The 26,788-nt window shown below is 46.3% G+C and carries 21 protein-coding genes; 13 read left to right on the top strand and 8 right to left on the bottom strand.

Features of this window, described 5'->3' with window-relative positions:
- The 3 genes from GC130_RS13595 to GC130_RS13585 all read left to right on the top strand — a co-directional run.
- A partial coding sequence (locus GC130_RS13595) for a transposase (protein WP_304599205.1) occupies positions 1–176 on the top strand: 176 nt, incomplete at its 5' end.
- A 31-nt stretch (positions 177–207) separates the two neighbouring features.
- Positions 208–402 (top strand): hypothetical protein, encoded by a 195-nt coding sequence (locus GC130_RS13590; protein WP_151998866.1) that lies wholly within the window; start codon positions 208–210, stop codon positions 400–402.
- Positions 403–605: 203 nt separating this feature from the next.
- Complete coding sequence (locus GC130_RS13585; RefSeq protein ID WP_151998865.1) at positions 606–1,664, top strand: right-handed parallel beta-helix repeat-containing protein; 1,059 nt, start codon at positions 606–608, stop codon at positions 1,662–1,664.
- A gap of 3 nt (positions 1,665–1,667) precedes the next feature.
- Here the strand turns inward: GC130_RS13585 and GC130_RS13580 are convergent, their stop codons facing one another.
- Both GC130_RS13580 and GC130_RS13575 read right to left on the bottom strand, forming a co-directional pair.
- Positions 1,668–2,000: a type II toxin-antitoxin system PemK/MazF family toxin gene (locus GC130_RS13580; RefSeq protein ID WP_151998864.1), complete on the bottom strand. Its 333-nt coding sequence runs from the start codon at positions 1,998–2,000 to the stop codon at positions 1,668–1,670.
- Positions 1,997–2,230 (bottom strand): ribbon-helix-helix protein, CopG family, encoded by a 234-nt coding sequence (locus GC130_RS13575; protein ID WP_151998863.1) that lies wholly within the window; start codon positions 2,228–2,230, stop codon positions 1,997–1,999. The genes GC130_RS13580 and GC130_RS13575 overlap by 4 nt, the downstream gene beginning before the upstream one ends.
- Before the next feature lie 147 nt (positions 2,231–2,377).
- Here GC130_RS13575 and GC130_RS13570 point away from each other — a divergent pair, with 147 nt between their 5' ends.
- From GC130_RS13570 to GC130_RS13530, 9 genes are all read left to right on the top strand, one after another.
- Complete coding sequence (locus GC130_RS13570; RefSeq protein WP_151998862.1) at positions 2,378–2,710, top strand: PadR family transcriptional regulator; 333 nt, start codon at positions 2,378–2,380, stop codon at positions 2,708–2,710.
- Entirely contained in the window at positions 2,710–5,331 is a 2,622-nt protein-coding gene (locus tag GC130_RS13565; protein WP_151998861.1) for an ABC transporter permease, read from the top strand. The genes GC130_RS13570 and GC130_RS13565 overlap by 1 nt, the downstream gene beginning before the upstream one ends.
- Complete coding sequence (locus GC130_RS13560) at positions 5,328–7,982, top strand: ABC transporter permease (RefSeq protein ID WP_151998860.1); 2,655 nt, start codon at positions 5,328–5,330, stop codon at positions 7,980–7,982. The genes GC130_RS13565 and GC130_RS13560 overlap by 4 nt, the downstream gene beginning before the upstream one ends.
- Complete coding sequence (locus GC130_RS13555) at positions 7,975–10,608, top strand: ABC transporter permease (RefSeq protein WP_226940473.1); 2,634 nt, start codon at positions 7,975–7,977, stop codon at positions 10,606–10,608. The genes GC130_RS13560 and GC130_RS13555 overlap by 8 nt, the downstream gene beginning before the upstream one ends.
- A complete protein-coding gene (locus GC130_RS13550; protein WP_151998859.1) occupies positions 10,601–13,249 on the top strand; it encodes an ABC transporter permease in 2,649 nt (882 codons plus the stop codon). Before GC130_RS13555 ends, GC130_RS13550 begins: the two co-directional genes overlap by 8 nt.
- A gap of 177 nt (positions 13,250–13,426) precedes the next feature.
- Positions 13,427–14,071 (top strand): response regulator transcription factor, encoded by a 645-nt coding sequence (locus tag GC130_RS13545; protein ID WP_226940472.1) that lies wholly within the window; start codon positions 13,427–13,429, stop codon positions 14,069–14,071.
- A 370-nt stretch (positions 14,072–14,441) separates the two neighbouring features.
- Positions 14,442–17,762 carry a SusC/RagA family TonB-linked outer membrane protein gene (locus GC130_RS13540; RefSeq protein WP_151998857.1) on the top strand — a complete coding sequence of 1,107 codons (3,321 nt, stop codon included), beginning with the start codon at positions 14,442–14,444 and terminating at the stop codon, positions 17,760–17,762.
- 11 nt (positions 17,763–17,773) lie between these two features.
- On the top strand, positions 17,774–19,417 hold the full coding sequence (locus GC130_RS13535) for a SusD/RagB family nutrient-binding outer membrane lipoprotein (protein ID WP_151998856.1): 1,644 nt from the start codon (positions 17,774–17,776) through the stop codon (positions 19,415–19,417).
- Between the two features lie 18 nt (positions 19,418–19,435).
- A complete protein-coding gene (locus GC130_RS13530; protein ID WP_151998855.1) occupies positions 19,436–20,377 on the top strand; it encodes a hypothetical protein in 942 nt (313 codons plus the stop codon).
- Between the two features lie 45 nt (positions 20,378–20,422).
- Here GC130_RS13530 and GC130_RS13525 read toward each other — a convergent pair whose 3' ends face one another.
- From GC130_RS13525 to GC130_RS13500, 6 genes are all read right to left on the bottom strand, one after another.
- On the bottom strand, positions 20,423–20,893 hold the full coding sequence (locus GC130_RS13525; RefSeq protein ID WP_151998854.1) for a DUF6265 family protein: 471 nt from the start codon (positions 20,891–20,893) through the stop codon (positions 20,423–20,425).
- A gap of 57 nt (positions 20,894–20,950) precedes the next feature.
- Positions 20,951–21,757, bottom strand: coding sequence for a helix-turn-helix domain-containing protein (locus GC130_RS13520; RefSeq protein WP_151998853.1), 807 nt, complete (start codon positions 21,755–21,757; stop codon positions 20,951–20,953).
- A gap of 86 nt (positions 21,758–21,843) precedes the next feature.
- Positions 21,844–22,428: a nitroreductase family protein gene (locus tag GC130_RS13515; RefSeq protein WP_151998852.1), complete on the bottom strand. Its 585-nt coding sequence runs from the start codon at positions 22,426–22,428 to the stop codon at positions 21,844–21,846.
- 145 nt (positions 22,429–22,573) lie between these two features.
- Positions 22,574–22,972 (bottom strand): response regulator, encoded by a 399-nt coding sequence (locus tag GC130_RS13510; RefSeq protein ID WP_193217856.1) that lies wholly within the window; start codon positions 22,970–22,972, stop codon positions 22,574–22,576.
- Between the two features lie 186 nt (positions 22,973–23,158).
- Positions 23,159–25,267: a helix-hairpin-helix domain-containing protein gene (locus GC130_RS13505; RefSeq protein WP_151998850.1), complete on the bottom strand. Its 2,109-nt coding sequence runs from the start codon at positions 25,265–25,267 to the stop codon at positions 23,159–23,161.
- The gene (locus GC130_RS13500; RefSeq protein ID WP_151998849.1) at positions 25,245–26,066 is read right to left on the bottom strand and encodes a hypothetical protein; all 822 of its coding nucleotides are present in this window, start codon (positions 26,064–26,066) and stop codon (positions 25,245–25,247) included. Before GC130_RS13500 ends, GC130_RS13505 begins: the two co-directional genes overlap by 23 nt.
- A gap of 63 nt (positions 26,067–26,129) precedes the next feature.
- Between GC130_RS13500 and GC130_RS13495 the strand changes: the two genes are divergently transcribed.
- Entirely contained in the window at positions 26,130–26,774 is a 645-nt protein-coding gene (locus GC130_RS13495) for a toxin-antitoxin system YwqK family antitoxin (RefSeq protein WP_151998848.1), read from the top strand.
- The last annotated feature ends 14 nt before the right edge of the window (positions 26,775–26,788 follow it).

Here is a 26,788-nt window from a genome sequence, read left to right as displayed (position 1 = left end):
TAGAAACTGTAAACGATGAACTCAAGAACATCTGTCAAGTCGAACATTCCAGACATAGGTCTTTCGAAAACTTCATCACCAACCTTATTTCAGGATTGATTGCCTACTCCTTCTTCCCCAAAAAGCCCGCAATCAAATATCAACCCGTCAAAACAAGCCAATTAGCCGCTTTTTAAAATCGAACTCAGGTTCATAAATAAAGTCATTATGGATCGTAGTGAATTCAAAAGGGAGCTCGAACGGCACAAAAAACAAATAGATGCCAGCATCAAGCTTTTGCAACAGGGCTTTGAAGATTTGAATAAGCGCAACTACGAGTTTTACGAGTTCATCGAGTCTAACTACTACGATTTGGAAGAAAGACTCTCCGCTCTTGAAAGAAAGGTAAATAAAATTTCCTGACGTAAAATTTTATCGTTAGTAACAGCTTTTGATTGAATACAGGCCTTGAATTTACTCAAGGCTTTTTCTTTGTCAAGGCAAGGGTCTGGCTTGAGCAGCTTTGAACAGTATTGTGACGCTCTTGCAGGAACTTGAACAGCGCTTGAATGGCGAAAGGGATATCGTCACTACTACTTGCATCGCAAAAAGAAAAAATCAAAGCGATGAAAAAATTACTCTTTACCCTATCTCTTTCTCTACTCTTACGAGCAAGTGCCGCATTGGCTCAGACATTGTATGTTAAACCCGATACCGGCAGTGATGCAGCGGACGGCTCGGAGTCTGCTCCCTATGCCTCACTGGAAAAGGCGGTGGCCATAGCCAATGAGCTTACAGGTAGTGGCCCGATTACCATTAAGCTTTTTCCGGGTTTGTACTCTCTCAAGGACAAGGTAGCCATCCATCCCTTGCGAATATTGAGCGACACTGTTCGTCTTACATTGGAGGCAGTAACCATGCCCGACGATCCAGACTGGGCGCCAGCAAAAATGCCGGTTATTCAATCCATTTCCAGCAATAACTCCAGCACTCAGTTTGTACATTCCACAGGTCTGCTGGTGGCAACAAGCCATGTCACCATTTGTGGCTTGAAGTTTCTGGGAAGCGCCCACCCAGATGTGACTTACTATTACCCCATTTCAAAAGAGGATGAGTCTTTAGGTGATATGGAAGTGTCACAATGTTATTTTGTATCTGAAGTGCACAGCTCGCAGATTCAGGGCGCTATTTGGGCCCAGGGGCCAAAGACCCAGATCGACCATTGTGTGTTCTACAACTGCCGCAATGCCATTCTGCTTTTCCGTTCGGTTGAAGACTTCTCAGTGACAAATAGTATCATTTACGGGGCCAATGAAAGTGCAGTATGGATGGGGCCTGTTGCGAATTTTACTTTTAAAAACAATGTAATTGCAGGCGGCAATTATGTGTGGGTTCGGCCCGGTGACTCCAGCCCCGCTTATAAGTTCACCGATTGTGTTATGGTAGATAACCAACACTATATGGGCTACTACGGCAGCAATGGGCTGGTAGAAACAACCAACAATAAAAATTTCGTGGAAACCAATGTGGTGAAAAAGGGGAAGGTGGAACTTGTTATCCGGAAGGAGCCAGCCTATCCAATCAACTACCTGCACATTACACCTGGGTCTGTTGGATATGAACTGAATGCCGGGATTTTCAAATCGCCCAAACAGCCCAACCCAGTCAAGAAAAAAGGAATGTAATGGTCAGTACTTCAAAATATCGTTGAGAGTTTTAACTGATTCCTGAACAGTAGATTGATCAATCTCTCCGAGTTTTTCAATAAGTCGGTCTTTTGAAATCGATCTGATGTGAAAGATCAGCATTTCTGAGATCGACTTTAATCCATTTTTGTCATCGGGTACTAATATCGGGTTTCCTTTATAGCTTTTGATTTTTGAGGTGAGGGGAATCACAAGAGCGATTGGAAGATGAGTATTTAGTAGATTACCGCTTATTATTACCACCGGACGGTAGCCTGCCTGTTCACTCCCTTTCACCGGATCCAGATTGGCATTCCAGATTTCACCTTGTCTCATTTCTCCAGTTCTCTTAAGTAGTCAGCCATTCCTTCTTCGGCAATAGAGAGTATCTCGTTGTCTGTTGCTGCCTGTTTGTACGACTTGATGTATTCTGCTTTTTCAAGATGTTCGAGGTACAACCTAAGTGCATTCTCAATCAGTCTGTTCTTCGGCTGTGACAGCGCTTTGGCCTTTTCTGCAAGTATTTTTAATAGTTCATCTGGAAGTGTACTGGTGAATGTTGCCATCTTAGCTATCTTTTATATTTCTATTATACAAATATAAAACATAAATACAAACAAGGAAATGACCAGCCATTCAATATTTTACATACAAACAATGAATATATTAAAATAATTTTACATACATTTAATGAATAAATGAAATATTGACAGATGAAGGGTACCAACTTAGGAGAATTTGAAGAACTCGTTTTGCTCACGATAGCGGCCCTGATGGAGGAGGCCTACAGCGTGGCGGTTTGCGACGAACTTACCAAACACACTGGTAGGGAGGTGAAGCTGGGAGTGGTGCACGCTGTCCTCAACAGACTGGAGGAGAAAGGCTACGTGAAAAGCGGACTGGGCGAAGCAACCAATGTGCGGGGAGGTAGAAGAAAACGCTTCTACACAATTACCAGTGGCGGCAAGGCTACTTTGCTTAAAGCCAGGGAGCAGCGTGATCAGCTTTGGAGCATGATCCCAGACGTAGTATTTAAAGGGATTTAATGAAAAATATTCTGCCTCCCCGCTGGGCCTCAAAGCTGCTGGAATGGTACTGCAAGCCTTCGCTTTACGAAGACCTCCAGGGTGATCTGTTTGAGTACTTCGAGCGCAATTTGCACAAACGGGGGACGGGTTATGCAAAGCTTATTTATATAATAGACGTGCTGAAGTTTTTCAGGCTGTATACGGTTCGCCGCCGACAGCTTTTTGTAACATCAAATCGACTCATTATGATACAGAGTTACTTGAAAATAGCGCTGCGGTCGATGTCACGAAGCAAGTCCTATACTTCCATCAATATCGCAGGTTTGGCGCTCGGGCTCACATCCGCTTTGTTCATCGTCTTTTATGTGTCGCATGAGGTGAGTTATGATCGTTTTCATGCTGATAGTGAGAGAATATTCAGAGTAAGCTCGGAGTCAGTGAGTGAAGCCGGTATTTCTACTCTTGAGGCAACTACCCCTCCTGGTCTGGCTCTTCTGTTGAAAGAGAGTCTCCCGGAAATACAGCAAATGGTGAGGCTAATGCCTTCCACAGGTGGCCGGAACCTGGTTCAGGTCGATGGAAAGAGCTTTTACGAGCTGGGCATGTGCCGGGCTGATAGCAGCTTGTTTGACGTGCTAAATTTCAACTTTATCCATGGCAGCGCAGTGACTGCTTTGCACGACCCACATTCGGCAGTCCTCACCGAATCATCAGCCAACAGGTACTTTGGCACTACAGATTGTATGGGGAAAACTCTCCAGCTTGAAGACAACTGGATGATGGGCATCAAGACGCTGACAGTTTCGGCTGTGGTGGAAGACTTGCCGTCCAATTCGCATTTGCAGTTTACTATGTTCCGGCCGATCAGAGGAACCATGTGGAGTGATTTTGCTGACGATGAGGCTAACAACTGGAGAAACAGAAGCTTCTACACCTATGTAAAGTTGCACAAGGAAGTGTCAGCCGAAGCATTCGAAGCCAAAATAGGATCCGTGGTCAAAAGTCACAGAAAGGAGCTAAAAGGACATTTTTTTACGCAATCCATAAGCGACATTCATTTGTATTCGTCGCTGCAGAGCGAAATGGCCGGAAACAGTAGCTACCGGGTTATTTTTCTTCTGGGGGCACTAGCATTTGTCATCATGATAGTTGCTTGTATCAACTACGTAAATATGGCTACAGCCAGAGCACTGGGAAGGGCCAAAGAAGTTGGCATAAGGAAAGTGAACGGGGCTTCCAAAAGTGAATTAGTCTACCAATTCATTTTCGAATCGGTGTTGCTGGCTTGCATTTCATTTGTACTTGCAATCGTTTTTGTGTGGCTGCTGATGCCCTCGTTCAATGCCCTGGTTGACAAAAACTTTGAGATAACCAACGTAATGACTATTGAAGGGTGGCTTCTCATTTTCGCTGGAGTGATTTTTATAGGAGCATTGGCTGGCATGTATCCTGCATTCTTTTTGAGTGCGTTTAAGCCTGTCAGCGCACTGAAAGGCACAGTTGCTTCGAACAGCAAAAGCAGTGTTGGTTTGCGGCAGTCTCTTGTTGCCATTCAGTTCGTGGTCTCTATCGGGCTGGTAATCGCCACAGCTGTTACTCATGCCCAAATCACCTACATAAGGAATAAGGATCTTGGCATTTCGGAAAGCCAGGTAATTGTATTGCCAGAATGCATTGACGAAGCCAGAAGAAAGAACCTGAAACATCTTCTCCTTCAGCAGCCTTTTGTGGAGGAGGCTGGAAGCTCCTCTGGAAAGCTTGCCGGAAATTTTTGGAGTGGCCGCACTACTTCTGCATCTACCGGACAGGAAATAGGGCATAAGCTCGCCTATATAGATGATAGCTATTTCAAAGCTGCTGGTATTGAAGTTGTCGAACGCTGGGAGCATCCTTCGCTACCTGACTCGGTAAGTCCGGTGATCATCAACGAAACGGCCGCCAGATTACTTGGACTTCAGCAACCAATAGGCGAAACGTTGATTTTGCCTGGCAGCCATACGCTTGACCGTATTGTAGGTGTGGTAAAGGACTTCCATTTTAGTTCGCTTCATGAAGCCATAGAGCCCATCATTTTCATGGAGAAAGAGGAATTTCTCCGCAACACGTACGTGCGAATTGCCCCTGACAGCCAGCCCGAAGAAGCTGTTGCCGGTGTCAGAGCAGCCTGGGAAGAGGCCTTCCCGGAGCGGTTATTTGAGTACTACTTTCTTGACCAGCAGTACGACCAGCTGTACAAGGCCGACGAGAGGTTTGGTAAAATGGTGAGTTTGATGACCTTCATAGCCATTTTCATCGCTTTGCTGGGGCTCCTGGGACTCACTTCCTATGCCGTGAGAACACGAACCAAAGAAATTGGTATCAGAAAGGTGCTGGGTGCTTCACCAGTTTCTATTCTGACACTCATAGCCAGAAGCATTCTTGCAGTGGTGACGCTGTCTGAAATTGTCGCTTTGCCACTCAGTGCAGTTTTTATGAGTAAATGGCTCGATAGCTTTGCTTATCGCATAGCCTTGCTTTCGAACCTATGGATATTCATCGCCGCAGGAGCAGGAGTGCTCTGTCTGGCGATGCTGGCTGTGATGATTCAGACGCTGGCAGTTGCACTTAGAAACCCTGTTGAAAGCCTAAGAACAGAATGATAAGCAAGACCAAATCGACAAACCGTGCTCAGCCACCCCGTTGGGCCTCCAGACTGCTCGAATGGTACTGCAAACCTTCTCTTTACGAAGACCTGCAGGGTGATTTGGTGGAATACTTCGAACGAAATGTGGAGAAAAAGGGAGCGGTCAGGGCGAAGCTCATTTACGTGATGGATGTGCTTAAGTTTTTTAGGTCGTACACAGTTCAAAAACCTCAAATATTCAAAAGGATGAAGCAGCTTTATATGTTCGGTAACTACTTTAAAACTTCGGTGCGGAGCATGGCCCGCAACAAATTGTTCACCACCATCAATGTGGTGGGCCTTGCTGTGAGCATGTCGGTTGGCTTACTTCTTATCTCGCTTTTGTACGAAATTGGCCAGGTCGACAGCTTTCATACCAATAAGAGCCGTATTTACAGAATCATTTCGAAAAGACAGACAAGCAACGGGGGGGCGAGAGACTTTGCTACGGCGTCGATGGTTGCCGCAGAAAGGGTGCGAGGCGAGGTGCCGGGTGTGGAGAAAGTGGTAGTGCTGAATGGCGGCCTGAGAGGAGATGTCGGTGTCGACGACCGTATGGTTACCGTTGCAGGCTTTTGGGCGTCTGAGCAATTTTTTGAAGTTTTCTCTTTTGAACTGAAGCGTGGCAATCCACTAACAGCGCTCTATGCACCCAATGCAGTGGTGCTGACTGAGAGCAGTGCCAAAAAGCTATTTGGAAGTGCTGACCCAGTCGGCAAAACCATTTCCTTTGAAAGTACTGGTCGATCCGCCAGCGCTGGCGACAATGTTGAGTATACAGTCACCGGGGTGATGCAGGATATCCCGCACAATTCTCATTTGCAGTTTGACCTGCTGGTTTCCTACAGCACCTACCAGAAATCCGGCTCTGATGCTGTCAGCCGGGACTGGGCAGACATGATGTCCGACAACGTTTATGTACTACTCGACCAAAGCAATGCCAGGACAGTGCTGGACAGCAACCTCGAAAGAATAAGCAAAGAAGAAAACGAAGCATCTGAAGATGCAGGTACCACCGTTACTGCGGCAGCGCAAGCCTTCACCGACATCGTGCCTGGCCCGGCACTTATCAACTGGCGGGGCCCTTCACTCGACGTAAAAGTAGTATGGATACTGTCGAGTCTTGCTTTTGTGATCCTTTTATCTGCTTGTTTTAACTATACGAACCTCTCTATTGCCAGGTCGCTCAGGAGGTCAAAGGAAGTTGGTATCAGGAAAGTGGTGGGGGCACAGCCCGGGCACATTTTCAGCCAGTTTGTTTTGGAGGCTGTACTGGTTTCGATGCTATCGCTACTCATTTCTCTCCCTCTGTATTGGGTGATAAGAGGCGAGTTTTTGCAGCTTGAGGAGTTTGCAGGAGGATTACTCAAACTCAATATTTCGCTACCGGCATTCGGGTGGTTTCTGTTTTTTTCAGTCGTGGTAGGCCTTGTTGCTGGCTTTCTTCCTGCTCTTGCCTTTTCCAAAATGCGATCGCTGCAGCTTAGCGGCAGACTAATGAGTCGTCCGGTGAAAGGGCTTGGTCTTCGCAGAACCCTCATCGTTTTACAATACGCTTTTTCGTTGGCGTTTATCACTGCTGCCGGTATTGCTTATAAGCAGTTTCACTATTCGGTCAATTTTGACTTGGGGTATGATACAAAAAACGTATTGAACATAGATCTGCAGCAAAATAATCCAGAAGTAGTCATTGAAAAACTTAGGCAAGTCAAAGAAGTCGAGGACATCGCTCAATCATTTTCGGTACTGAGCACTGGCTATTACTGGTACACCCGAGCCAGGTACCTCACCGATTCCGCCTACTTCAATTTCAATTCAATAGATGAAAATTATATACCTCTGCTTGATCATAAGCTATTGGCTGGAAACAACTTTCACCACATGGCAGCAGACGTAAAATCAGCCGGAGTTATTGTCAATGAAAAGTTTATCGAACGATTGGGTATTGGAAGTCCCGAAGAGGCAATAGGTAAGATCGTGTATTTCAATGGTGTAAAAGAGTCAGTTTTAGGTGTTGTGGAAGACTTTCACTACGGCATGTTGGACAGCCCTGTGGAGCCCTTTGTGTTTCGTTATACACCGCAAAACTACAAAGTAGTGCATGTGAAGTTGAGAGACGGAGTGTTGCTGGCCGCAATGGACGAAATTTCAAGAACGTGGAATGAGCTTGACCAAGGTCACCCATTAAAGGCAGAATTTTATGACCAGCATATAGAAGCAGCCTATCAGGAATACCTCACCATGGTAAAAGTAGTTGGGTTTCTGGCCTTTATTTCACTTTCCATTGCTTCACTGGGGCTGTTGGGAATGGTGGTTTTTACAACCGAATCCAGACTCAAGGAAATCAGTATCCGCAAGGTGCTGGGTGCTACGGAAGGCAGCCTGTTCTATTTGCTGAGCCGGGGGTTTGTCATGCTGCTGATTTTAGCCAGCTTGTTGGCAGTGCCTGCCACCACCTGGGTTTTTGAGCACGTTGTCCTGTCTGAAACCATCTACAAGGCTCCTGTAGGGCCTTTGGAGCTTCTTTCAGGCGTATTTCTCGTCCTGTTGATAGCTCTGTTGGCAATAGCCACACAAACGACAAAGGCCGCCCGAACCAACCCAGTAAAAATTTTAAGGAGTGAGTAAGAAGCAGAGCATATCGCCGCCGCCTGAGCCACCCCGCTGGGCTACCTGCCTGCTGGAGTGGTATTGCAAGCCTTCCCTTTTTGAAGACTTGCAAGGTGACTTGTTGGAGTACATCGAAAGGAATGTGGAGAGCAAAGGGATGGTTCGGGCTAAGCTCATTTATATAGTTGATGTGTTGAAATTTTTCAGGCTTTACACAGTTCAAAAACCTCAAACATTAAAAAGGATGAATCAGTTTTACATTTTTGGCAACTACGTCAAAACGTCGGTGCGAAGCATGGCCCGCAACAGGTTGTTTACCACTATCAATGTGGCGGGACTGGCAGTCAGCATGTCTGTCGGATTGTTAATCATTGCGTTCGTATCGGATCTGTTTTCTTATGATAATTTCCACGAAAACAAAGATCGAACCTACAGGCTTATAGCTAAAGACCAACGCTCGAACGGGTCTGTGATGGAGCTGGCTACGACATCTGTTAAGGCGGGTGTTAATATCCGGGAGGAAGTGCCTGAGATAGAAAATCTCACCATCATGAGGAGGGGCTTTGACAGAGACGTGCAGGTAGCGGACAAGGTGATCCAGGTGGGCGGCTTTTGGGCCGACGAGTCATTTATGGATGTGTTTTCATTCAAGCTTTTGAAAGGGAATCCGGGCACTGCGCTGAAGGAGGTAAATTCCCTTGTTCTCACTGAAACGACCGCAAGAAAACTATTTGATGATACGGACGTCGTGGGGCGAATCGTGAAACTTGACACCGCCAGTTATCAGGTGACAGGGGTGTTGGAAGACATCCCGAAGCTTTCGCATATCAGGTTTGAGGCACTGGCTTCATTTGCTACGGTGGCTGCCGAAGAGCCGGACATGGATGGCGGCTTCTACAATTGGGAGAACATCTACATGAGCCATACATACATGACCGTCAAAGAAGGAAGCGATTTGGCGGCGATACAAGAAAAGCTTGATAAGATAAGCGAGACTGAGAATGCGGCGCTGGAAGGTAAAACAATCGATCTTTTCCTCCAGCCAATCGATGAAATCGCTGTGGGGCATCACTACACCAACGAAACAGGATCAACCATGAATATCATAGCGCTTTGGATACTGATCGGACTTGGTGCTGTGGTAATTATCTCCGCTTGTTTTAATTACACCAATTTGTCTATTGCGAGAGCCCTCCGCCGATCGAAGGAAGTAGGTATCCGGAAGGTGGTGGGAGCCTCGAAAGGCCAGGTTGTGGCCCAATTCCTGACCGAATCGGTTTTGATTTCGCTACTGGCTTTAGTGATTTCGTTCGGCATTTTTCTGGTGCTCAAAAGGCAGTTTCTTTCTCTTCATAGCTTTCTGTCGAATTTGGTGTCGCTCGATCTCTCTTTTAATGTCGTTCTTGCATTTGCGGCATTTGCTATCGTTACGGGAATTGTGGCTGGCTTGCTACCAGCCATTTTCTTTGCAAAAATCCGGTCACTGGCCGTATTGAAGGGAGCCTCTGCCATCCTTTCGTCGAAGAGGCTTGGTTTGCGAAGAGGCCTTATTGTGGTTCAGTATGTCTTTTCACTCATTTTTATTACCACCACGCTTATCGGGTATGTCCAATACAAGGGAATGCTATCGTACGACCTTGGGTTTTCAACAAGCAATATCGTCAACATCAGGTTGCAAAATAATAAGCCTGAAATAGTGGAGGCCCGCATGGCGGCGCTGCCGGAAGTCGAGCAAATATCGAAATCCGCTATGGTCACCTCGCTTGGTTCGACCTGGGGCACTCAGGCCAAATACCAGGAAGATTCCGGTTTTGTGTGGCAAAACGGAATCAACGAGCAATACCTGCCATTGCATCGGCACACGCTGCTGGCAGGGAGAAACTTTGAAGCGAAGGCCCAAAGTGCTGCGGAAACGGAGGTCATTGTTAATGAAAAGCTGTTGGCTCGCTTTAACATCGCTCAGGATAACGTAGCCGAAGCGGTGGGTGAAGTGCTGACCATCGAAGGCAAGAGGCTGACCATTATTGGAGTCGTCAAGGATTTTCACTACGAGACGCTGGAGGATCCTATTGAGCCGACAGTGCTGCGGTATGAATCCCAACCAGGTGGATATTTGAATGTTAAGGTGAACACAACCGACCTGTCGGCGACAATAGCTTCGCTGGAATTGGCCTGGGATGAAATAGATCCGGTTCACCCAATGGATGCGAAGTTTTACGATGAACAGATTGAACAAGCCTACAGCCAGTTTTCAGTGATGCTCAAGGTGATTGGGTTCCTGGCGTTTCTGGCAGTTTGCATCGCTTCGATGGGCTTGTTTGGCATGGTTGTATTCGCTACTGAAACCCGCCTGAAGGAAATAAGCATTCGAAAAGTGCTGGGAGCTGGCGAAGGCAGCCTTATTTACCTGCTCGGGCGTGGTTTTTTGTGGCTTCTTGGCATTGCAACGGCTATTGCCCTGCCTGTCACCTATTTGTTTTTTGACCAGGTAGTGCTGGCCCAATTTGCTTTTCATGCCCCTATCGGGTTCACCGAACTTTTTGGTGGAGTGGCTGTCGTGCTGGTGATAGCCTTTCTTATGATAGTTAGCCAGACGATGAAGGCTGCCGGCACTAATCCCGCCCAAATTCTCCGGAATGAGTAAACGTTCCCACATATCACCCCGTATCGACAGACCGCCCCGCTGGGCCACCCGGTTCCTGGAATGGTACTGCAAGCCTTCGCTTTACGAGGATCTGCAGGGAGACCTGCTGGAGTACTTCGGGCGGAATGTAGCTGCGAAAGGGCTGACCTACGCCAGGCTCATTTACATCATCGACGTGCTCAAATTCTTCAGACTATACACAGTGCAAAAACCTCAAATATTTAAAGGAATGAATCAGTTTATCTTACTATCTAATTACTTCAAAACCTCGGTCCGTAGCATGGCCAGGAATAAGCTTTTCAGCACCATCAATGTGGTGGGACTGGCCATCAGTATGTCAGTCGGGCTGCTCATGATTGCCTTTCTTACCGACATTTATTCATTCGACACCTTCCACGAAAAGTACGATCGCATTTACCGGGTGGGTAACACTTACCAGCGGTTGGAGGAGGACGAAAGCAAATTCGCCTCTACCTCTATCCAAGCGGCCAGCCGGATCAAAAGTGATATTCCGGGCATTGAAGAAATGGTGCTGATAACCAGAAACTTCCGTGGAGATGCCGCCTACAATAACAAAATAATTGCCATTGAGGGGCTTTATGCAGAGCCATCCTTCTTTTCTGTGTTTTCATTTAAGCTAAAACAAGGTGATGCAGCCACCGTGCTTAAAGAACCCTATTCAGTAGTACTGGATGAGACCACGGCAAAAAAGCTTTTCGATGACAAAGACCCGGTTGGAGAGCTGATCAAGCTCAACGACAAGGATAGCTACACTGTTACCGGAGTGATGGAGGATATGCCTGGAAATTCACATTTGAGGGCCCCGGTAGTGGCGTCTTACTCCACCTACGAAATTAAAGAAAAGGAAAATGAAGAGTCCACCAGGCTCACCCGCTGGAACAACATGTGGTCTAATTACATCTACCTCGTGGTACGGCCAGACCAGGATATCGAAGCACTTCAGGCAAGCCTCAATCAGATAAGTGCGGAAGAAAATGAAGTAGATGAGCATACTACTATTAATATGTGGTTGCAACCCATGTCGGCAATCGTGCCTGGCGAGGACCTGAGCAATCAAATAGGGCCGTCTTTTGAATTGAAGATGGTTTGGATTATCACTGTTTTAGCTTTTGTGGTACTCGTTTCGGCTTGTTTTAATTATACCAACTTGTCCATCGCTCGCTCTTTAAGGAGATCCAAAGAAGTGGGTATTCGCAAAGTGATAGGTGCTTCCGGAGGGGATGTCTTTGGGCAGTTCATCCTGGAGGCAGTCGTTATTTCCGGACTGTCGCTGGTCTTTGCTTTTATTCTGTACTACACAGCTATTCGGCCCCGCTTTTTAGGCCTTAGTGAAGAGATAAGTGAAATGATCACTCTTATCCCTTCCCCACTGACTTTCCTTTACTTTCTGCTGCTGGCAGTTGTAACGGGAGTTTTAGCAGGATTCTTTCCAGCGCTGTTTTTTTCCCGAATCAGCGTGCATAAGGTGCTGAAAAATGTTTCATCTCTGAAGCTGTTTGGCAACGTCACTTTCCGTAAGGTGCTTATCGTTTTTCAGTACACGTTGTCTCTTGCTTTTATTATCGGTGCTACCATGGCCTACAAGCAATACGATTTCGCCGTCAACTTTGACCTTGGGTATAAAACGGATAACATCCTCAATATAGATCTGTTAGGTAATGACGTCGAAAAAGTGAAAACCGCATTATCTGAAATTCCAGAAATCACGGACATGTCGGCATCAACGCTTGTTACAAGTGTTGGAAGTTATTGGGGAACGACAGCGAAGTACAAAGACCCTCTGGATTCTACCAATATAAACTACAATGGTATTGACGAAAACTACATCCCAATTCATGGTTTGGAGCTTATAGCAGGGCGCAACTTCATCTCGCAGTCTGATAGTTCCGCCGAAAGTCAGATCATCGTGAATGAAAAGCTTCTTAAACGGTTCAATATTGGTGAGCCGCTGGATGCTATTGGGGAGACGTTAAAGGTAGATGACAAGGATGTGAAGATAGTTGGCGTGGTAAAGGACTTTCACTATGGTAAAATAGATTCTCCAATCAAAGAATTTGCCTATCGCTACAAAGCAGATCAATACTATGTGATCAATGCGCTGATTTCATCGTCCGACATTCCCGGCACAATGGAGAAAATAGAAAGTAAATGGGATGAGCTGGACGCCATCCATCCTTTTGAGGCGGAGTTTTACGACGACAGGATTCAGAAATCGTATGAGGAGTACCTTGTAATGGTAAAGATCATTGGCTTTTTGGCTTTTCTTGCTATCTCCATCGCTTCGCTGGGTTTGCTGGGAATGGTGGTGTTCACAACGGAAACAAGGTTGAAAGAGATTAGCATAAGAAAAGTGCTTGGTGCATCTGAACAGGCGCTGGTGTTCCTGCTTGGCAGAGGATTTATCTTCCTTTTGCTTATTTCTGCCGCTATTGCGGTGCCTGCTACCTGGTATTTCTTCAATCAGATAGTATTTAACGACCTTGCCTACAAAGCGACCTTTGGCTTCCTGGAGTTGTTTGGAGGTGTTCTGGTTGTTTTTGGCATTGCTGCGCTGGCCGTGGGCTCTCAAACTGTGAGAGCTGCCCGAACGAACCCGGCTGAGACTTTGAGGAACGAGTAGAACCTATTTGATTAAAACTTTATACAAGGGGGAGCAAAAATCCCCCTGTTTACGGTAGAGGGTCAGGCAACTCTAAGCTGTTACCAAGCGTAAGTAAGGTCATATTCCAACCGTATTTTATGGCCGTGATCGATTTGCTTGATATAGCTGCTTTCCAGTTAGCCTAATTTTTATTGTATGTGGTCAAACACTATGACAACCATTCCTACCAAGATCTGCATTGTTGAAGATAACTTTGTTATCAAAGAAGGCTACAAGATACTGATCGACAGTATTTCTAAATACCACGTCGTGAACACCTATACTTCTTGCGAAGAGGCTCTGGATAATATCGAAAGCGACGCACCGGATGTAGTATTGATGGACTTGGAGCTGCCGGGTATGAGTGGCATTGAGGGCATTGGGCGCATCAAGAAGAAGCTCCCGAAGGCCAATATCATAGTGGTGTCGCTGCATACCGATAAAGAATCAGTTTTTCAATCGTTCAATGCAGGCGCTGCCGGGTTCATGGCTAAGGCTGTTAGCTACAGCGATCTCCTTGACGGTATTGATGAAGTGCTACAGGGAGGCGCCCCTCTTTCCAAAGAAATATCACGTATGGTTATTGAATCTTTCCAACGGAACACAGACTCACCGCTTTCCCGAAGGGAAACTGAAGTGCTGGAAAAACTGGCCGAGGGCAAGAGCTATTCCCAAATTGCCGATGAATTATTCGTTCACAGGGAAACCATCAAGACCCATATCAAGAACATTTACATCAAGCTGGGAGTAAAATCGAAGGCCAACGCCATTGAGATAGGCCGACACAACAAGTACATCTAAGTTTCAACCTGAATATACAATAAGAAAAAAGCCTCTATAGAGGCTTTTTTCTTTTCCAGCTTGCTCTATTCCCCCTGCAAAGGAATTTTCCTTTGTACACATGCTTTCTCAAGCGGACTTTCATTATAGTATTTTCAATGAAACATGCTTTCTGTTGGAATTATTGAACGCTCCATATTTTAAAATCCCACAAATAGGGGGAATTAATCACGCAACACTTCGCTGACATTTGAGCTTGGATACTTCCGCTAAGGTAGCGGACTCTTTCCGGCAGCGAAAACCAAGGACAGCGAGGTGACATGCATAACCTGTATGTATCGAATGGCTTAATAGCCACAATCATTTTTAACTACAATCCAATTATTTTCTTATGAGAAAAATTCTACTGATTACATTTTTGTTTACTGCGACAGCATTAACCCATGTTTGGGCGCAGGACCGAACCGTATCCGGTAAGGTAGTCTCAGCCGAAGACGGCACAGAGCTACCCGGTGTGAACGTGGTGCTGAAAGGCACGGCAACTGGTACCGTCACTGATATTGACGGTAATTACAAAATCACCGTTCCTTCATCGGGAGGGACATTGGTTTTTTCATTTATTGGTCTTTTGTCCCAGGAAACTGAAATCGGCTCCCGTTCCGTTATCGACGCAACGATGGAGTCCGACGTGAAACAACTCTCTGAAGTTGTTGTGACAGCAGTTGGCATTGAGCGGGAGAAGAAAGCACTTGGTTATGCTGTAACAGAGCTGAAGAGCGACCAGATTGCTCAAAAATCTGAGCCCGATGCTTTGAGAGCCTTGCAGGGTAAAATACCCGGCGTCAACATCATTGGCGCAGGTGGTGCGGCAGGCCAGGGTTCAAACATCACCATCAGGGGAGCCTCTTCCCTCTTGGGAAACAACCAGCCACTATGGGTAGTGGATGGTGTGCCTTTTGACAACACCACCTATGCCACTGGCTCATTTACCAGCCAAACCACTACGTCCAACCGTTCTTTTGACCTTGACCCCAACACCATCGAGTCGATGACAGTGTTGAAAGGTGCTGCAGCTGCGGCTCTCTATGGCTCAAGGGCTGCGAATGGTGTGATTGTGGTAACAACTAAAGCTGGTAAGAAAGGAACCCGTAAGGGAATGGAAATCAGTGTAAACACTTCTTATTCCACTGAGAAAGTATCCAATTTGCCTGATTATCAAACCCAGTATACGCAGGGAAACAACTTCCTTTACGTTGATGGTAACTTCGGCACATGGGGTGCCCCATTCGATTTGAATTCGCCTGCATGGCAGGTAAAGGAGAATGCCGACCTGATCAAAAGTATAGATCCAGCCACAGGGCGTCCCTGGGTAGCTCACCCATACGACCGCTATAACAACCCTAACAATACGCCTTACTTTCCTGAGTTTGGCAGCGATTCAGTGCTTCTTGGCGCTTACAATACCCCTAAGGATTTTTTCCAGACCGGCGGAGTGCTTGAAACTGCCGTGAATATCTCAGGAGGCAATGACAAAGCCAATTTTGTGGCCGGTCTTTCCAGAATGAACAACCAGGGAATTGTCATCAACAACGAAGTGACCAGAACCAGCATGAACTTTGGTGGCAACACCACACTGGACAATGGCATTTTCATTGGCGGTAGCATGACTTATGTGAATACTGACCTTACCTCGCCTCCGTCAACAGGTTTGTTCTCAGGCGGGCCATCTGTCACACAGCGTCTGCTTTTCACACCACCAAACGTCAATGTAAAAGGGCTGCCTTATCAGGATGCCAATGGCAATCAGGCATTCTATCGCCCTGACAACGACAACCCTTACTTTCTGGCCTACCATGCGCCACATACCAGCGATGTGGACAGGTACTTCGGAAATTTCAATATCGGCTACGACGTTTTCGAGTGGTTGAACGTGACATATAAAGTTGGATTTAACGGCTTTACCGATCGCAAACTGGAAGTGCTTCCAAGAACAAATACCGCATTCCCTACAGGTAGAATCATCAAAGACGACCTGAGAAGGATGGAGCTGGATGGTAACTTACTTATCACGGTTTCAAGAGACTTGTCTGAGAATATTGGGTTGAAGGCCATCGTTGGTCACAACGCAAACTTGAGAACGGTGGATCGCCAGGCATTTCAGGGCGTGGGTATTATCGTTGATGGCATCAACGACCTTGACAACACCCAGAGCGTAACGCCTTTTGGAGGAAATAAATCTGAACGAGCCTACCAGGCTTTCCTTGCTGACCTTTCCTTCTCATACAAGGACTACCTTTTCCTTAACCTAACAGGTCGGAATGATTTGACCTCGGCGCTGCCTAAAGACAAGAGAAGCTATTTCTACGGAGGCGCAAGCTCATCCTTCATTTTCACTGATGCCTTGAATATTTCTAACGATATCCTGAATAGCGGAAAAATAAGGGTAGGCGTTGCCAAAGTGGGTAGTGACCCGTCGCCATATCTCACACAGTCAGTGTTGTTCAATACCAACCCGTCCGGGCCAGGTTTTGGTAACAATATTGCCTTTGTTGATTTTCCTTTCATTGGAACCAACGGACAAACTGTTTCCGGCGGTTTGGGCAATGGGCTGTTAACGCCTGAATTTACTACTGAATATGAAATCGGTACCGATCTGAGGTTGTTCAAAAACAAGGTCGGAATAGACTTTACCTATTATAACCGAAACACTACTGACCAGATTGTGGCCATTACTGTGCCGTCGACTTCTGGCTTTAACAGTGCCGTGTCCAATATCGGTAAAGTGAGCAACAAGGGAATCGAAGTTGGCCTGGATCTCACGCCAGTATCGCTGGCCAACGGCTTCAACTGGAATATTTTTGCTTCGTTTACCCGCAACCGTAACGTGGTTGAAGAGCTGACAGAAGGCCTGGATGAAGTGTTTATCAATGGCTTCGGTAATAGCGTAAGGGTTGTTCATGCTGTAGGTTTGCCATATGGTCAGATCAAAGGCTCTGTAGCTGCCAGATCTGAAGACGGTCAATTGTTAGTTGATCCTGCCACAGGAAAGCTCATTCAATCATCTGAGGAGCAAATCATCGGAGACCCTAACCCTAATTATATTTTGGGTGTTACTAACAGCTTCAGTTTTAAAGGAATAACACTGAACGTACTCTTCGATTATCGTGATGGTGGCGACATGTGGTCGGGAACCTACAATCAGGTATACGGCCGAGGCCTAACAACTGGTACGGTGCCAGAAGGCCCAAGAGGCCGTGAGGTAACGGTTGTAATTCCCGGTGTTGTAGGCGATCCAAGCACGCAAAGTGCGAAGCTCGATGACAACGGAAATACTATTCCTAATACAACGTCACTTACTGTCAACGACTGGTACTTTATCAACACATTCGGGAGCTCAGGGCCAGAAGAGTTCTCTGTGTTTGACGCAAGCACTATACGTTTAAGGGAAATTTCTCTTGGCTATTCTTTGCCAAAGACTCTCCTGAACAAGACACCTTTTGGTTCTGCTAACATCTCGTTGTCAGGTAGAAATCTATGGTTCAAAGCCCTCAATTTCCCAGATGACCTCAATTTTGATCCAGAAACAAACTCCCTGGGAACGGGTAATGTGGAGGGATTGAGTGCATTTCAGAGCGGTAACGCCCAGGGCATCGACCTGGGAATTATCCCAACGACAAGGAGATATGGTGTTAACCTAAGATTCACTTTTTAATTGAAGAGAATATGAAGATTTTAAGAAATAGACTTTCAAAGGCAGGGATAGTGATGCTGACGATATTTAGTATGTCGTGTGGATCAGATTTCCTGGATATAAACACTGACCCGAACAACCCGTCAGAAGCGTCATTGAACCTGCTATTGCCAGCAGCACAGCTGTCGGCTGGTTTTTGGACGACCAGGAACGTGCAGGAAAATGCATCTGCATTTATTCAGCACTACACAAGGTTGAACCAGAGCACCTACAATATCACCGGTGCTAACTTCTCCAACGATTTTAATTCGATGTTTGATCAGGCGCTTAAAGACTTGCAAACAATTGTCAAGCAGGGAGAAGAAGCAGGATTCAAAGGTTACTCTGGTATTGCCAAAGTAATGAAGGCCTACCTGTACATGGTGTTGGTGGATACCTGGGGCGACGTGCCTTATACAGAAGCACTACAGGGTGAGGACGTATTGTTTCCGCATTACGAAGACGACGCAGCTGTTTACGACCACATCATTGATTTGGTAGATGTTGCAAAGGCTGACCTGAAGGAAGCCATTGATAACAGCGAGTCACCAGTTTCAAGCGATTTGATTTACGGTGGAAATTACAGCAAGTGGGTGAAGGCAGCGAATACGCTTAAACTCCGTTTACTGCTCAACATCCGTCTAGTCGATGCCGCTAGATCGAAGGCAGGCATTGAAACGCTGATAACGGAGAACAATTTTATATCGAGCAATGCTGACGATTTTCAGTTTACGTTTGGGTCTTCCGTGTCTCCAATGAACCAGCACCCCATTTATCAGCAGGAGTACATCCCCGGCAGCAAAACGCAATACATGAACAACTACTTCATGTACAATTTGATTGCCAAGAATGATCCCCGTTTGCCATTCTACATTTTCAGACAGGGAGAAGATGATGACCTGGACTTCCAGACGCAGCCTTGTTCCCAAAGGAGCGATTGTGTGTATGGGTGGCTTGGCGGGCAAGAGCCTTCAAATGGCCTGCCTGCATTGGGCGCTGCGGCCAACGGTTATATTGGCAGAGACCATGGAGATCCGTCAGGTATCCCTGGTGATAACACAATCAGGGCAACTTTTGGCGTATATCCGATAGGCGGCTCTTACGATGTAGGCCCTGGTGGCGGGGAGCGCAGGTTTGACAGAGGGCACGGCACCGGTGCTGGTATTATGCCCTGGCTGACTAATTTCCATGTATCATTTATGCTGGCTGAAGCGGCCATTACGCTGGGGACACCAGGCGATCCTTTGGCACTTACGGTAAAGGGCATCGAGGACTCTTTCAGCAAAGTGGAGGCTTTTGGCCTGGCAATTGATCCTAACAATGCGACAGCAATGGATCAGGCGGATGTTGACGACTATCTGGATGATATTTCAGCAGCTTATGCGGCTGCCGGAAATAATAACCAAAGGCTGAACATTGTAATGACTGAGAAATTCTATGCCAGCTATGGCAATGGATTTGAGTCTTACACCGACTATCGTCGTACAGGAATGCCAAACAATCAGCCGGCCTCTCTTGCTCCCAGTGGTCCATTCCCTTTGAGGCTTCCCTATCCTCCGGGAGAGCTTTCGTCTAATCCGAATGCTCCTAATCCGGTGCCTTTGGTGAGTGAACCAATTTTCTGGGATGCTAACTAACTTTAAAAGCGAACGAACATGAAGAAAATAAGCATATTAACTGTAGTATTTGCCTGGCTCATCCTATTGAACGGCTGCCAGGACGAGGACTGGAATCCGGCGCCGGATATCAACGATAATATTGGAGCGGTGACGAAGATTTCGGTGAATCCCGATAAAAACTTCTTCAATGCCCTGAACCCTTTGGCTTCTGAAGAAGTGGAGTTTACCATTGATGTGGACGGGTTTGACGTGACAGAGGTGTCGAGTGTTGATATCATGCTAACATTTACTGAGAAAGATGGTACCTACAATGAGCTGGAGGATGTGTACGTTGATAAAGTGTACGATGCAGTGAAGGTTGGCGAGGTTACTACCTTTCCATCTACCTTTGCCCTTACAGCAGCCTCTGCGGCGGAGTCTCTTGGTGTGGATTTGAGCTTCTTTAAAGTTGGCGATGGCTTCAATCTAACTTTCCCAATACACTCTGCTGATGGAAGAACTTTCACAGTAGCGCTGAATAGCGATTTGTGTCAACAGCCTGCTCAGCCATCCTTCGGGGGTTGTAACGTGCGCTGGTCGATTGCCTGCGCTTCCGATCTTGGCGGAACGTTTGACTTTTCTACAACTGTGATCGCAGCTGGTCCTGGTGGGGCGGCTGGCAACTGTAGCAATCCCGTTACAGGCACTGGCGCACTCACGGCCCTTGGTGGCGGCAGGTACGCCGTATCTGATGCTACGTTTGGTCAGTATGACTGCGCCTGGGACGATACGCCTGCAGTAGGAGTGAGGTTGGTGGATGTGTGTAACAAGATTAGCCTTACTGGCTCCGATCAATACGGTCTTATTTACACTTTCGTTATTAAAAACAACGATGGCACAAGCCTGACGATTGACTGGTCTAACGATTATGGAGACGCCGGTACCACTGTCCTGACACGAACAGACAGCAAAACCTGGCCATCGGAACTTTCCAATTGATGGTGTTATTGATGGAGAATAAAAAAGGGGCGGAGGCCCCTTTTTTTATTCTCTCTTTACAAATTCAAAGTCCACAGCTTGCCCATCCCCGGATATCTGAACCTCCAGCCTGTCTCCCTCTAGCTTGTAGGCGATCTTCTTTGGAAAATCGTGGGTTGGATTCTCACAAACAAAGCCCTGATCGCTAAGTTGGATGAACTGAAATAGCACAGGTGCCTTATTCTCTGGCACGTCGGCTATGTAATAAATACCCCCATTTTCAACCACAATGCTCAGTTTTTCCAAAAACGTAGTGTCTTCTCCCTGCAGAGAAACTCCGAACCCTATCCACTTTGTTTTGCTGTCCCTTTCCCACCTTTCATGAGCACTTTTTCCTGGCTTTACATTTGTGCGGTCCCAGGTGCCTTCCAGCCATGAGAGCTTTTTAAAATTTTTGGCAGAAGCGGCGTTTGCCGATTGTGCATATGACAACGAGGCTGTCGATAGGAGCAGAGTAATGGTCAGGATTGACTTCATAGTTTTTTATTCAACATTAGCTAAGCGAAAGCATTTTGTATTGTAAAAACCCGACATCTATTTGTGAAGGAAGAAATTGGCCATGTTTTCTTCGTTGAAAAGGTAGCCTGTGGGTTCTTCCCCGGTAAATGCTTTGAAATTCCTGATAAAATGAGACTGGTCGAAATGGCCGGAATCTAGCGCCAATTGCACCCATGCCGGATCTTGGTTTTGCATCAGGTCAAATATTTTATTGAACCTGATGATTCGGGAGTAGTACTTAGGTGATAACCCTACATGTTGCTGAAAAAGCCTTTCTAACTGCCTTTCGCTAATGCCAACTCCCACTGCCAGCTCGCCGACCTGCCTGGTTCCCCCGCTTTCGAAGACGACTTGCAATGCCTGTTCGGCCCTGGAAGTATCGTTTTTATACTCCGTGCTCACTGAACTGAACCAACTGTCTATTCTTTCGAAAACCTGTGAGCTTTCAGGACTCTGAGAAACGATTGATTCAAGCTCCAAAAATTTGCCATTCGCCACTTCGTGGAAATTCACCACTTTGTCTGTAAGAGCATGCATTGAAAGGCCAAACAATTTGGCCAAAGTGGTGGGCATCAGCTTGATTCCAATCATGCCATAAGCGCCGGTGTTTCTAAGAAAGAAGTGTTTTTTTATTTGTCCGGCGAGAAGGTGCAATGCCTGGGGTTGCCATGTTTTGCAGAGGCAGATTTCGAAGTGCGAGCCATAGTGTAAGATAATCTCCGGGTACCCATCGGGGATGATTTTTTGGGTAGTAATGGTTTTGTCACCTTCGCTGTCTACCCGCCAATAGTTCTTCACTACTTGCCGCAAATGTGGCGCCGGATCTCGCTTCTCGTATATCATGAATCAATAAAGCTACCTGGTTTTAAATATAACGGAGTGGCAGCTTTATTAAACCATCGTTGTTGACTTATGACTGCCGGAAGCAATTAAAAATCGATCACAGCAAACTCTTCAATTTTCTTCCGCTTTCTGGGAGCCAGCTCTCGCTGCCGCAGGGCTTCAGGCAGGCTCTCATGGCTGTCCCGATAGCCAACAGCAATCATTACTACTGGCTGAAGGTTTTCACGGAGGTTGAATGATTCTCTGGCCACGGCCCTGTCAAATCCGCCTATTTGATGGAGCGAAAGCCCGAGATGAGTAGCTTCAACACTTAAATTGCCGACTGCCAAACCCAGGTCATACAGCGCAGAATGATTTGGGGCGCCATTGCTGTAAGTAGTGCGTGCCATCACCAGCAGTAACACGGGGGCATCTGGTGCCCAGGGCTGATTACCCGGAGCAAGTGTCTTCGCTAGTGTGTCATGGCTTTTTGTGCCTTTTTGTGCAGCCAGTACCTCCCAGGGTTGTTCGTTCATGGCAGAGGGGGCCCAGCGCATGGCTTCAAGAAGTTGGTTGACGGCATCACGGCTCACCTTTTTTTGTGAGAAGGATCTTGGGCTCCACCTTTCTTTAATAAGCGGATGTATATCGAAGTCGGTGGGGGTTTCCTTTTGTAGTAATGTGGATGTCATGGAGGTATCAATACTTAATGTATATACATATAAATACGATAGTCTCCATGAAAGTTCCACAATGCTCAAAAATAGCCGGTAGGGTAAGGAATCTCTGCAATCACAACCTTCTGTGAGATTGCCATTGCACTTACAGTCACCTGGTTCACGGCAAGTCTTCGTTTTCTACAAGCTTTTTTAACTTGTAGACAGTCAATGGCTTAGATATAAAGTCAGTTACAAATGACAGTTCTTTAATCTTCTCAATTTCATCTCTCAGAATCGTGGAGCTTACCACATATAAGCAGGTATGGTGAGTTTGATGAAGGTTTAATCGTTGATAGTCAGAAAGGAATTGCCAGCCGTTATACTGCGGCATATTCAAATCCAGCATAATATGCGTTGGATAGCTCTGTGCGTTCGGATCCAGGGAGGATAGATAGGCTAACCCTTCAACTGCACTTTCAAAACTTCTGATTTTGAAATCGCCGGAAATCTCTTCAATCATTTTTTTACAAATGAAATTATTGATCGGGTCATCATCAATAACTATTAGCTCCTTCATATCCGTAAACTCCATTATCATAGAAGTAATGCTGTTTTACTTTCAGTAAATATAAAAAAAATAACATTAAATAAAACATTGCATGAAATCGTAAAGAAGCTTTATTGACGTATTTGAAAAAAATAGGTTAACTAATTCAATTGTAAACCAATCAAATAACTGTAAAAAATAACTTTAGAGTAGAATTCACCAGAGGGCCACCTTTATTTGTACTTTAAAATCATTTTTTAAAGAGCCATTTATCTCTTGCAAACCGGACCCCGTACTTTTGGTATTCATGTAGGAAAATTTCGCCCATCGCCCCCATATGGTAACTTTATCACCGATTTTGTACTGAGCGAGCAGGTAAGTTCTGATGCCTTTGCCCGTGTATGCAGGAATAGAAAAGGCATAAAGCACATCTTTTTCATACACATATTGCCGATTGCTATAGTCGTCGGTGTCGAACAAGGCTACACGTGAGCTGAACCTCCATTTTGGTAGCGTAAGATTCAAATCCTGGATGATCGCAAATCCTGTGCTCACCACTTCTTCTTTTTCGTACCTGCTTAGCTGTAGCCGGGATTTGAAGCTTAGCAGGTGGCCCGTGTCATGATCCAGATTGAGGATTATGTTTCCTTTTTTGGTTTCAACCGGCACCTGTAAATTATTCGCAAGTATTTCGCCATTTTCGCCTTTGGTCTGTTGTCTTAGTTGTACATAAAATTTCGTCAACTTGCTGAAACTGTAAGTGGCCATGGCAAGGAATTCGTTCCCATCCGAAGGAGCGTCGGTATTGTAGCGCAGCCAGGGAAAGCTAAACTTGTCATAATAGGCAGTGAACAATAGCTTTGATGCAGCTCGCCATTTGATGCCCCAATAGATGCCTTTTTCATTCACATTTCTTGAGGCCTCTCCAAAGGATCTTGCATAAAAGCTGTGGAAGTCCTGCTGGTAGTTTCTCGCTACCATGCTGGCACCAAGACTATTGGTGATGCTCACCATAAGGCCGCCAATAGCCCCCCAACCTCCTGAACTGGACCTGGCTGCTTCGCCGAAAAACTGTGTGTTTTGCCAGAGCTTGGAGAAATACAGGCTGCTGATATGGTTAGCTCGGCCTGAAAACTCAAACTGGTTGTACAGTGCAGGCGTTTTTTGAATAGGTGTACTGAATTGGGTGTACAAAGTGTTGAGACCAAATTGAAAAGTGCCGCTTTTGTATTGCAGGTTGCCTCCCACGTCATGCTCCACCACCTGACCTTTGCCATTTATTTCCGATTCGGTTCGGTGGAAGCCTGTGTTGAGAATGGAAGAGATGTAGGCTTCAGGGCCGTCGGTGATGGTGTCTGTTCGCACGGTGCCGTCTTGTCGGAGTCGGGAGGCAATACCGGTAAACTCCCATTTACCGAATGAATAGGTAGCGGCAGCCCCTCGGAAAAAACCAGTTTCCAGAACGGAGGTGTAGGGGAGTAACCCAGTAGAGTTTCTTTTGACTGTCAGTAGGGTTTCTCCACCTTTGCCAGCGGCAAATCCTGCTCCAAACACCAGTCCCTGTCCCATTTGAAGTTGGTAGTCACCAATATTGATGGCCTTGAAATTGCCCTGGTTTTTCAATTGCCCATGAAAAGAATAGAAATCGGCACCGTAGGCATGTCTCGATCGATTCCAGGCCAACTCCTCGCCTGCATCTTTCTCCACTGTGAAACCAAAACTAAAATCGTTGGGATGACTTACCCGAAAGCGGGCGTAGTGCTTGTAGGGGCTTCCGGCATACCTGCTACTCAGATCACCATTGGTGGCGGTATCCGCCTGGGTGTAGCCCCTGGCTGTTTCAAGAGTCCGCTCCGTTCGCAGCAGCAGGTAGTTGTTCTTTTCATTTACCACACGCTGAAAAAGTGACTTCCCTTGTTTGCTGCCTGCTCCCGAAACGGTAACGAAGGGCCTGATGTTTCTGATGGTCGCCAGATCAAAATTAGGTACTGCCTGTAGCTCATAAAGGGAAAGAAGTGGCCCGTTGAGCTTCCGGTAGTTGAGCAGGCTTTCTATTTGAATAGGGCTTAAAATGTAAAAAGATGAGAGCTCTTCGAAACTGGCAAGATTGATGTCAATCGGACTGGTGTAAAGCTGAAACAAGGACTCGTACAAGTCATCATAGTTGACGTCTTCGTCCTGTATGGCAAAGAGCTCTTGTACAAAGGCATATAGATCGATGTCCTCGGCCGGTGGTTCAGGCGGCGACTGCTGTGCATGTAGCTGTAAGCAACACAAGAGGCAAAAGGCAATGCCTGTCAGGCTATTTTTTAGGGGCGAAAGCATAAATCACTGACATTTGGTGCAGTTCTCCCAATCTTGCATCATTCCTGAAGGCGTAGTCTATTTGAAATTTGCCCGGCTTAAACCCAAGGCCGAAGCAGGAAATAAAGGGGCCGGTGCTGAAGCCGGTTCTCAGCGCAAGCTGTGGAATGATGAAGTATTCCATCCCTGCTCTTGCTATCGGCTTGTAGTTAATGTCTTTGGATACTTCCATATTGACCATGAACGCTGTAATGGGTCGGTACGAAACTCCAAGCTTCATCACAGTCGGCACCCTTTCACCAGTGCCGGGCACCAGCTTTGATTGGGTGAGGTTGTAAATATGTGCGCCCAGGTGCCAGTGCTTGTTGATTGCCGCTATGCCACCCAGGTCAACTACCAATACACCCCTGGTGCCAATGGTTGGGATGTTGTACTGCACATAGCTAACACCTCCACCAAGGCTCACAAACCCAATTTTATTGGCCACTTTTAAACTTACCAACTGTTCTGTGTAGAGTTTGCCACCGAACCGATAAAAGCCTACGCCGGTGGTGAACTTTCCGAAAGGAATGGAAGCACCTGCGCCCATCACTTGAAAATCTTCTATTCGATAGCGATTTTCATAACTTGCAAAAACGCCTGGTGAGTTTGCCTGAGCCAGCCCGGCGGGATTGTTGAAAAGACTGAACTGATCGGTGAGTGTAGAAGAGGTGGTTCCCAGGGCGGCGCTTCGGGCACCCAGGGAGTAGTCACCGGCCTGACCAGCTGCCCTAAGTGCGAGAAAAACAATACATACAGAGAGTAAAAGCTTTTGAACCATCGTATTAATCTAGCTAAAGCTCTCTCTTTTGCAAAATTATGTGGAGGTTAAAACAAGATTGGCGTGCCTAAATCATTGAAGTTAAATGTTCTAATAGGGCTCATTACTTTTAATTTATCGCTTTTTGCGCAGCCTGTAGTAGAGAAATACCCTACTGGGAGTATTAAAAGTGAGGGGATATTAGACGAGCATCGTAAGCAAGGAGAGTGGGTGTTTTACTACCCGTCGGGAACGAAGAGCGCCACTATCAATTACAGCCTTGGCCAGCTCGATGGCCTGGCGATGTACTATTATCCCGATGAAACTATCATGGCTAAAGAGACCTGGGAAGATGGACTGCTCACTGATTCAGCCTTCTATTATCATGAAAACGGGCAGCTTGAGAAGAAGGGAGTCTATGAAAAGGGTTTGTACAAGGGGCAATGGGTTTTTATGAACGACCAAGGTGTTCTGATTCGCAAAGGCACTTATGAAAATGGGCTGCCGAACAGGAGTTGGACGTCTTATTATGATGATGGTACTATTTGGCAGGAAGGAGCTTATACCGAGGGCTTGGAAAGCGGTTTATGGAGATTTTATAGAAAAGATGGCTCTTTGGAGTATGAGGGTCATTACGAAAATGGCATACGTGTTGGGGAGTGGTTTTTGGTCAATAAAAGAGGGAAGAGAAAGCTTGTGGTTTTTGAAGAAACTGAGGAGAGTAATTGAAGGTTTGGCTATGA

The organism is Imperialibacter sp. EC-SDR9, assembly GCF_902498805.1.
In the GTDB taxonomy this organism is placed as follows: Bacteria; Bacteroidota; Bacteroidia; order Cytophagales; family Cyclobacteriaceae; genus Imperialibacter.
This window is presented reverse-complemented; position numbering and strand designations above follow the sequence as displayed.

Bases quoted from the DNA above. Each gene is read 5' to 3' on its own strand.
- GC130_RS13590 (WP_151998866.1), top strand. From the start codon at position 208: ATGGATCGTAGTGAATTCAAAAGGGAGCTCGAACGGCACAAAAAACAA.
- GC130_RS13585 (WP_151998865.1), top strand. From the start codon at position 606: ATGAAAAAATTACTCTTTACCCTATCTCTTTCTCTACTCTTACGAGCA.
- GC130_RS13580 (WP_151998864.1), bottom strand. From the start codon at position 2,000: ATGAGACAAGGTGAAATCTGGAATGCCAATCTGGATCCGGTGAAAGGG.
- GC130_RS13575 (WP_151998863.1), bottom strand. From the start codon at position 2,230: ATGGCAACATTCACCAGTACACTTCCAGATGAACTATTAAAAATACTT.
- GC130_RS13570 (WP_151998862.1), top strand. From the start codon at position 2,378: ATGAAGGGTACCAACTTAGGAGAATTTGAAGAACTCGTTTTGCTCACG.
- GC130_RS13565 (WP_151998861.1), top strand. From the start codon at position 2,710: ATGAAAAATATTCTGCCTCCCCGCTGGGCCTCAAAGCTGCTGGAATGG.
- GC130_RS13560 (WP_151998860.1), top strand. From the start codon at position 5,328: ATGATAAGCAAGACCAAATCGACAAACCGTGCTCAGCCACCCCGTTGG.
- GC130_RS13550 (WP_151998859.1), top strand. From the start codon at position 10,601: ATGAGTAAACGTTCCCACATATCACCCCGTATCGACAGACCGCCCCGC.
- GC130_RS13545 (WP_226940472.1), top strand. From the start codon at position 13,427: ATGTGGTCAAACACTATGACAACCATTCCTACCAAGATCTGCATTGTT.
- GC130_RS13540 (WP_151998857.1), top strand. From the start codon at position 14,442: ATGAGAAAAATTCTACTGATTACATTTTTGTTTACTGCGACAGCATTA.
- GC130_RS13535 (WP_151998856.1), top strand. From the start codon at position 17,774: ATGAAGATTTTAAGAAATAGACTTTCAAAGGCAGGGATAGTGATGCTG.
- GC130_RS13530 (WP_151998855.1), top strand. From the start codon at position 19,436: ATGAAGAAAATAAGCATATTAACTGTAGTATTTGCCTGGCTCATCCTA.
- GC130_RS13525 (WP_151998854.1), bottom strand. From the start codon at position 20,893: ATGAAGTCAATCCTGACCATTACTCTGCTCCTATCGACAGCCTCGTTG.
- GC130_RS13520 (WP_151998853.1), bottom strand. From the start codon at position 21,757: ATGATATACGAGAAGCGAGATCCGGCGCCACATTTGCGGCAAGTAGTG.
- GC130_RS13515 (WP_151998852.1), bottom strand. From the start codon at position 22,428: ATGACATCCACATTACTACAAAAGGAAACCCCCACCGACTTCGATATA.
- GC130_RS13510 (WP_193217856.1), bottom strand. From the start codon at position 22,972: ATGAAGGAGCTAATAGTTATTGATGATGACCCGATCAATAATTTCATT.
- GC130_RS13505 (WP_151998850.1), bottom strand. From the start codon at position 25,267: ATGCTTTCGCCCCTAAAAAATAGCCTGACAGGCATTGCCTTTTGCCTC.
- GC130_RS13500 (WP_151998849.1), bottom strand. From the start codon at position 26,066: ATGGTTCAAAAGCTTTTACTCTCTGTATGTATTGTTTTTCTCGCACTT.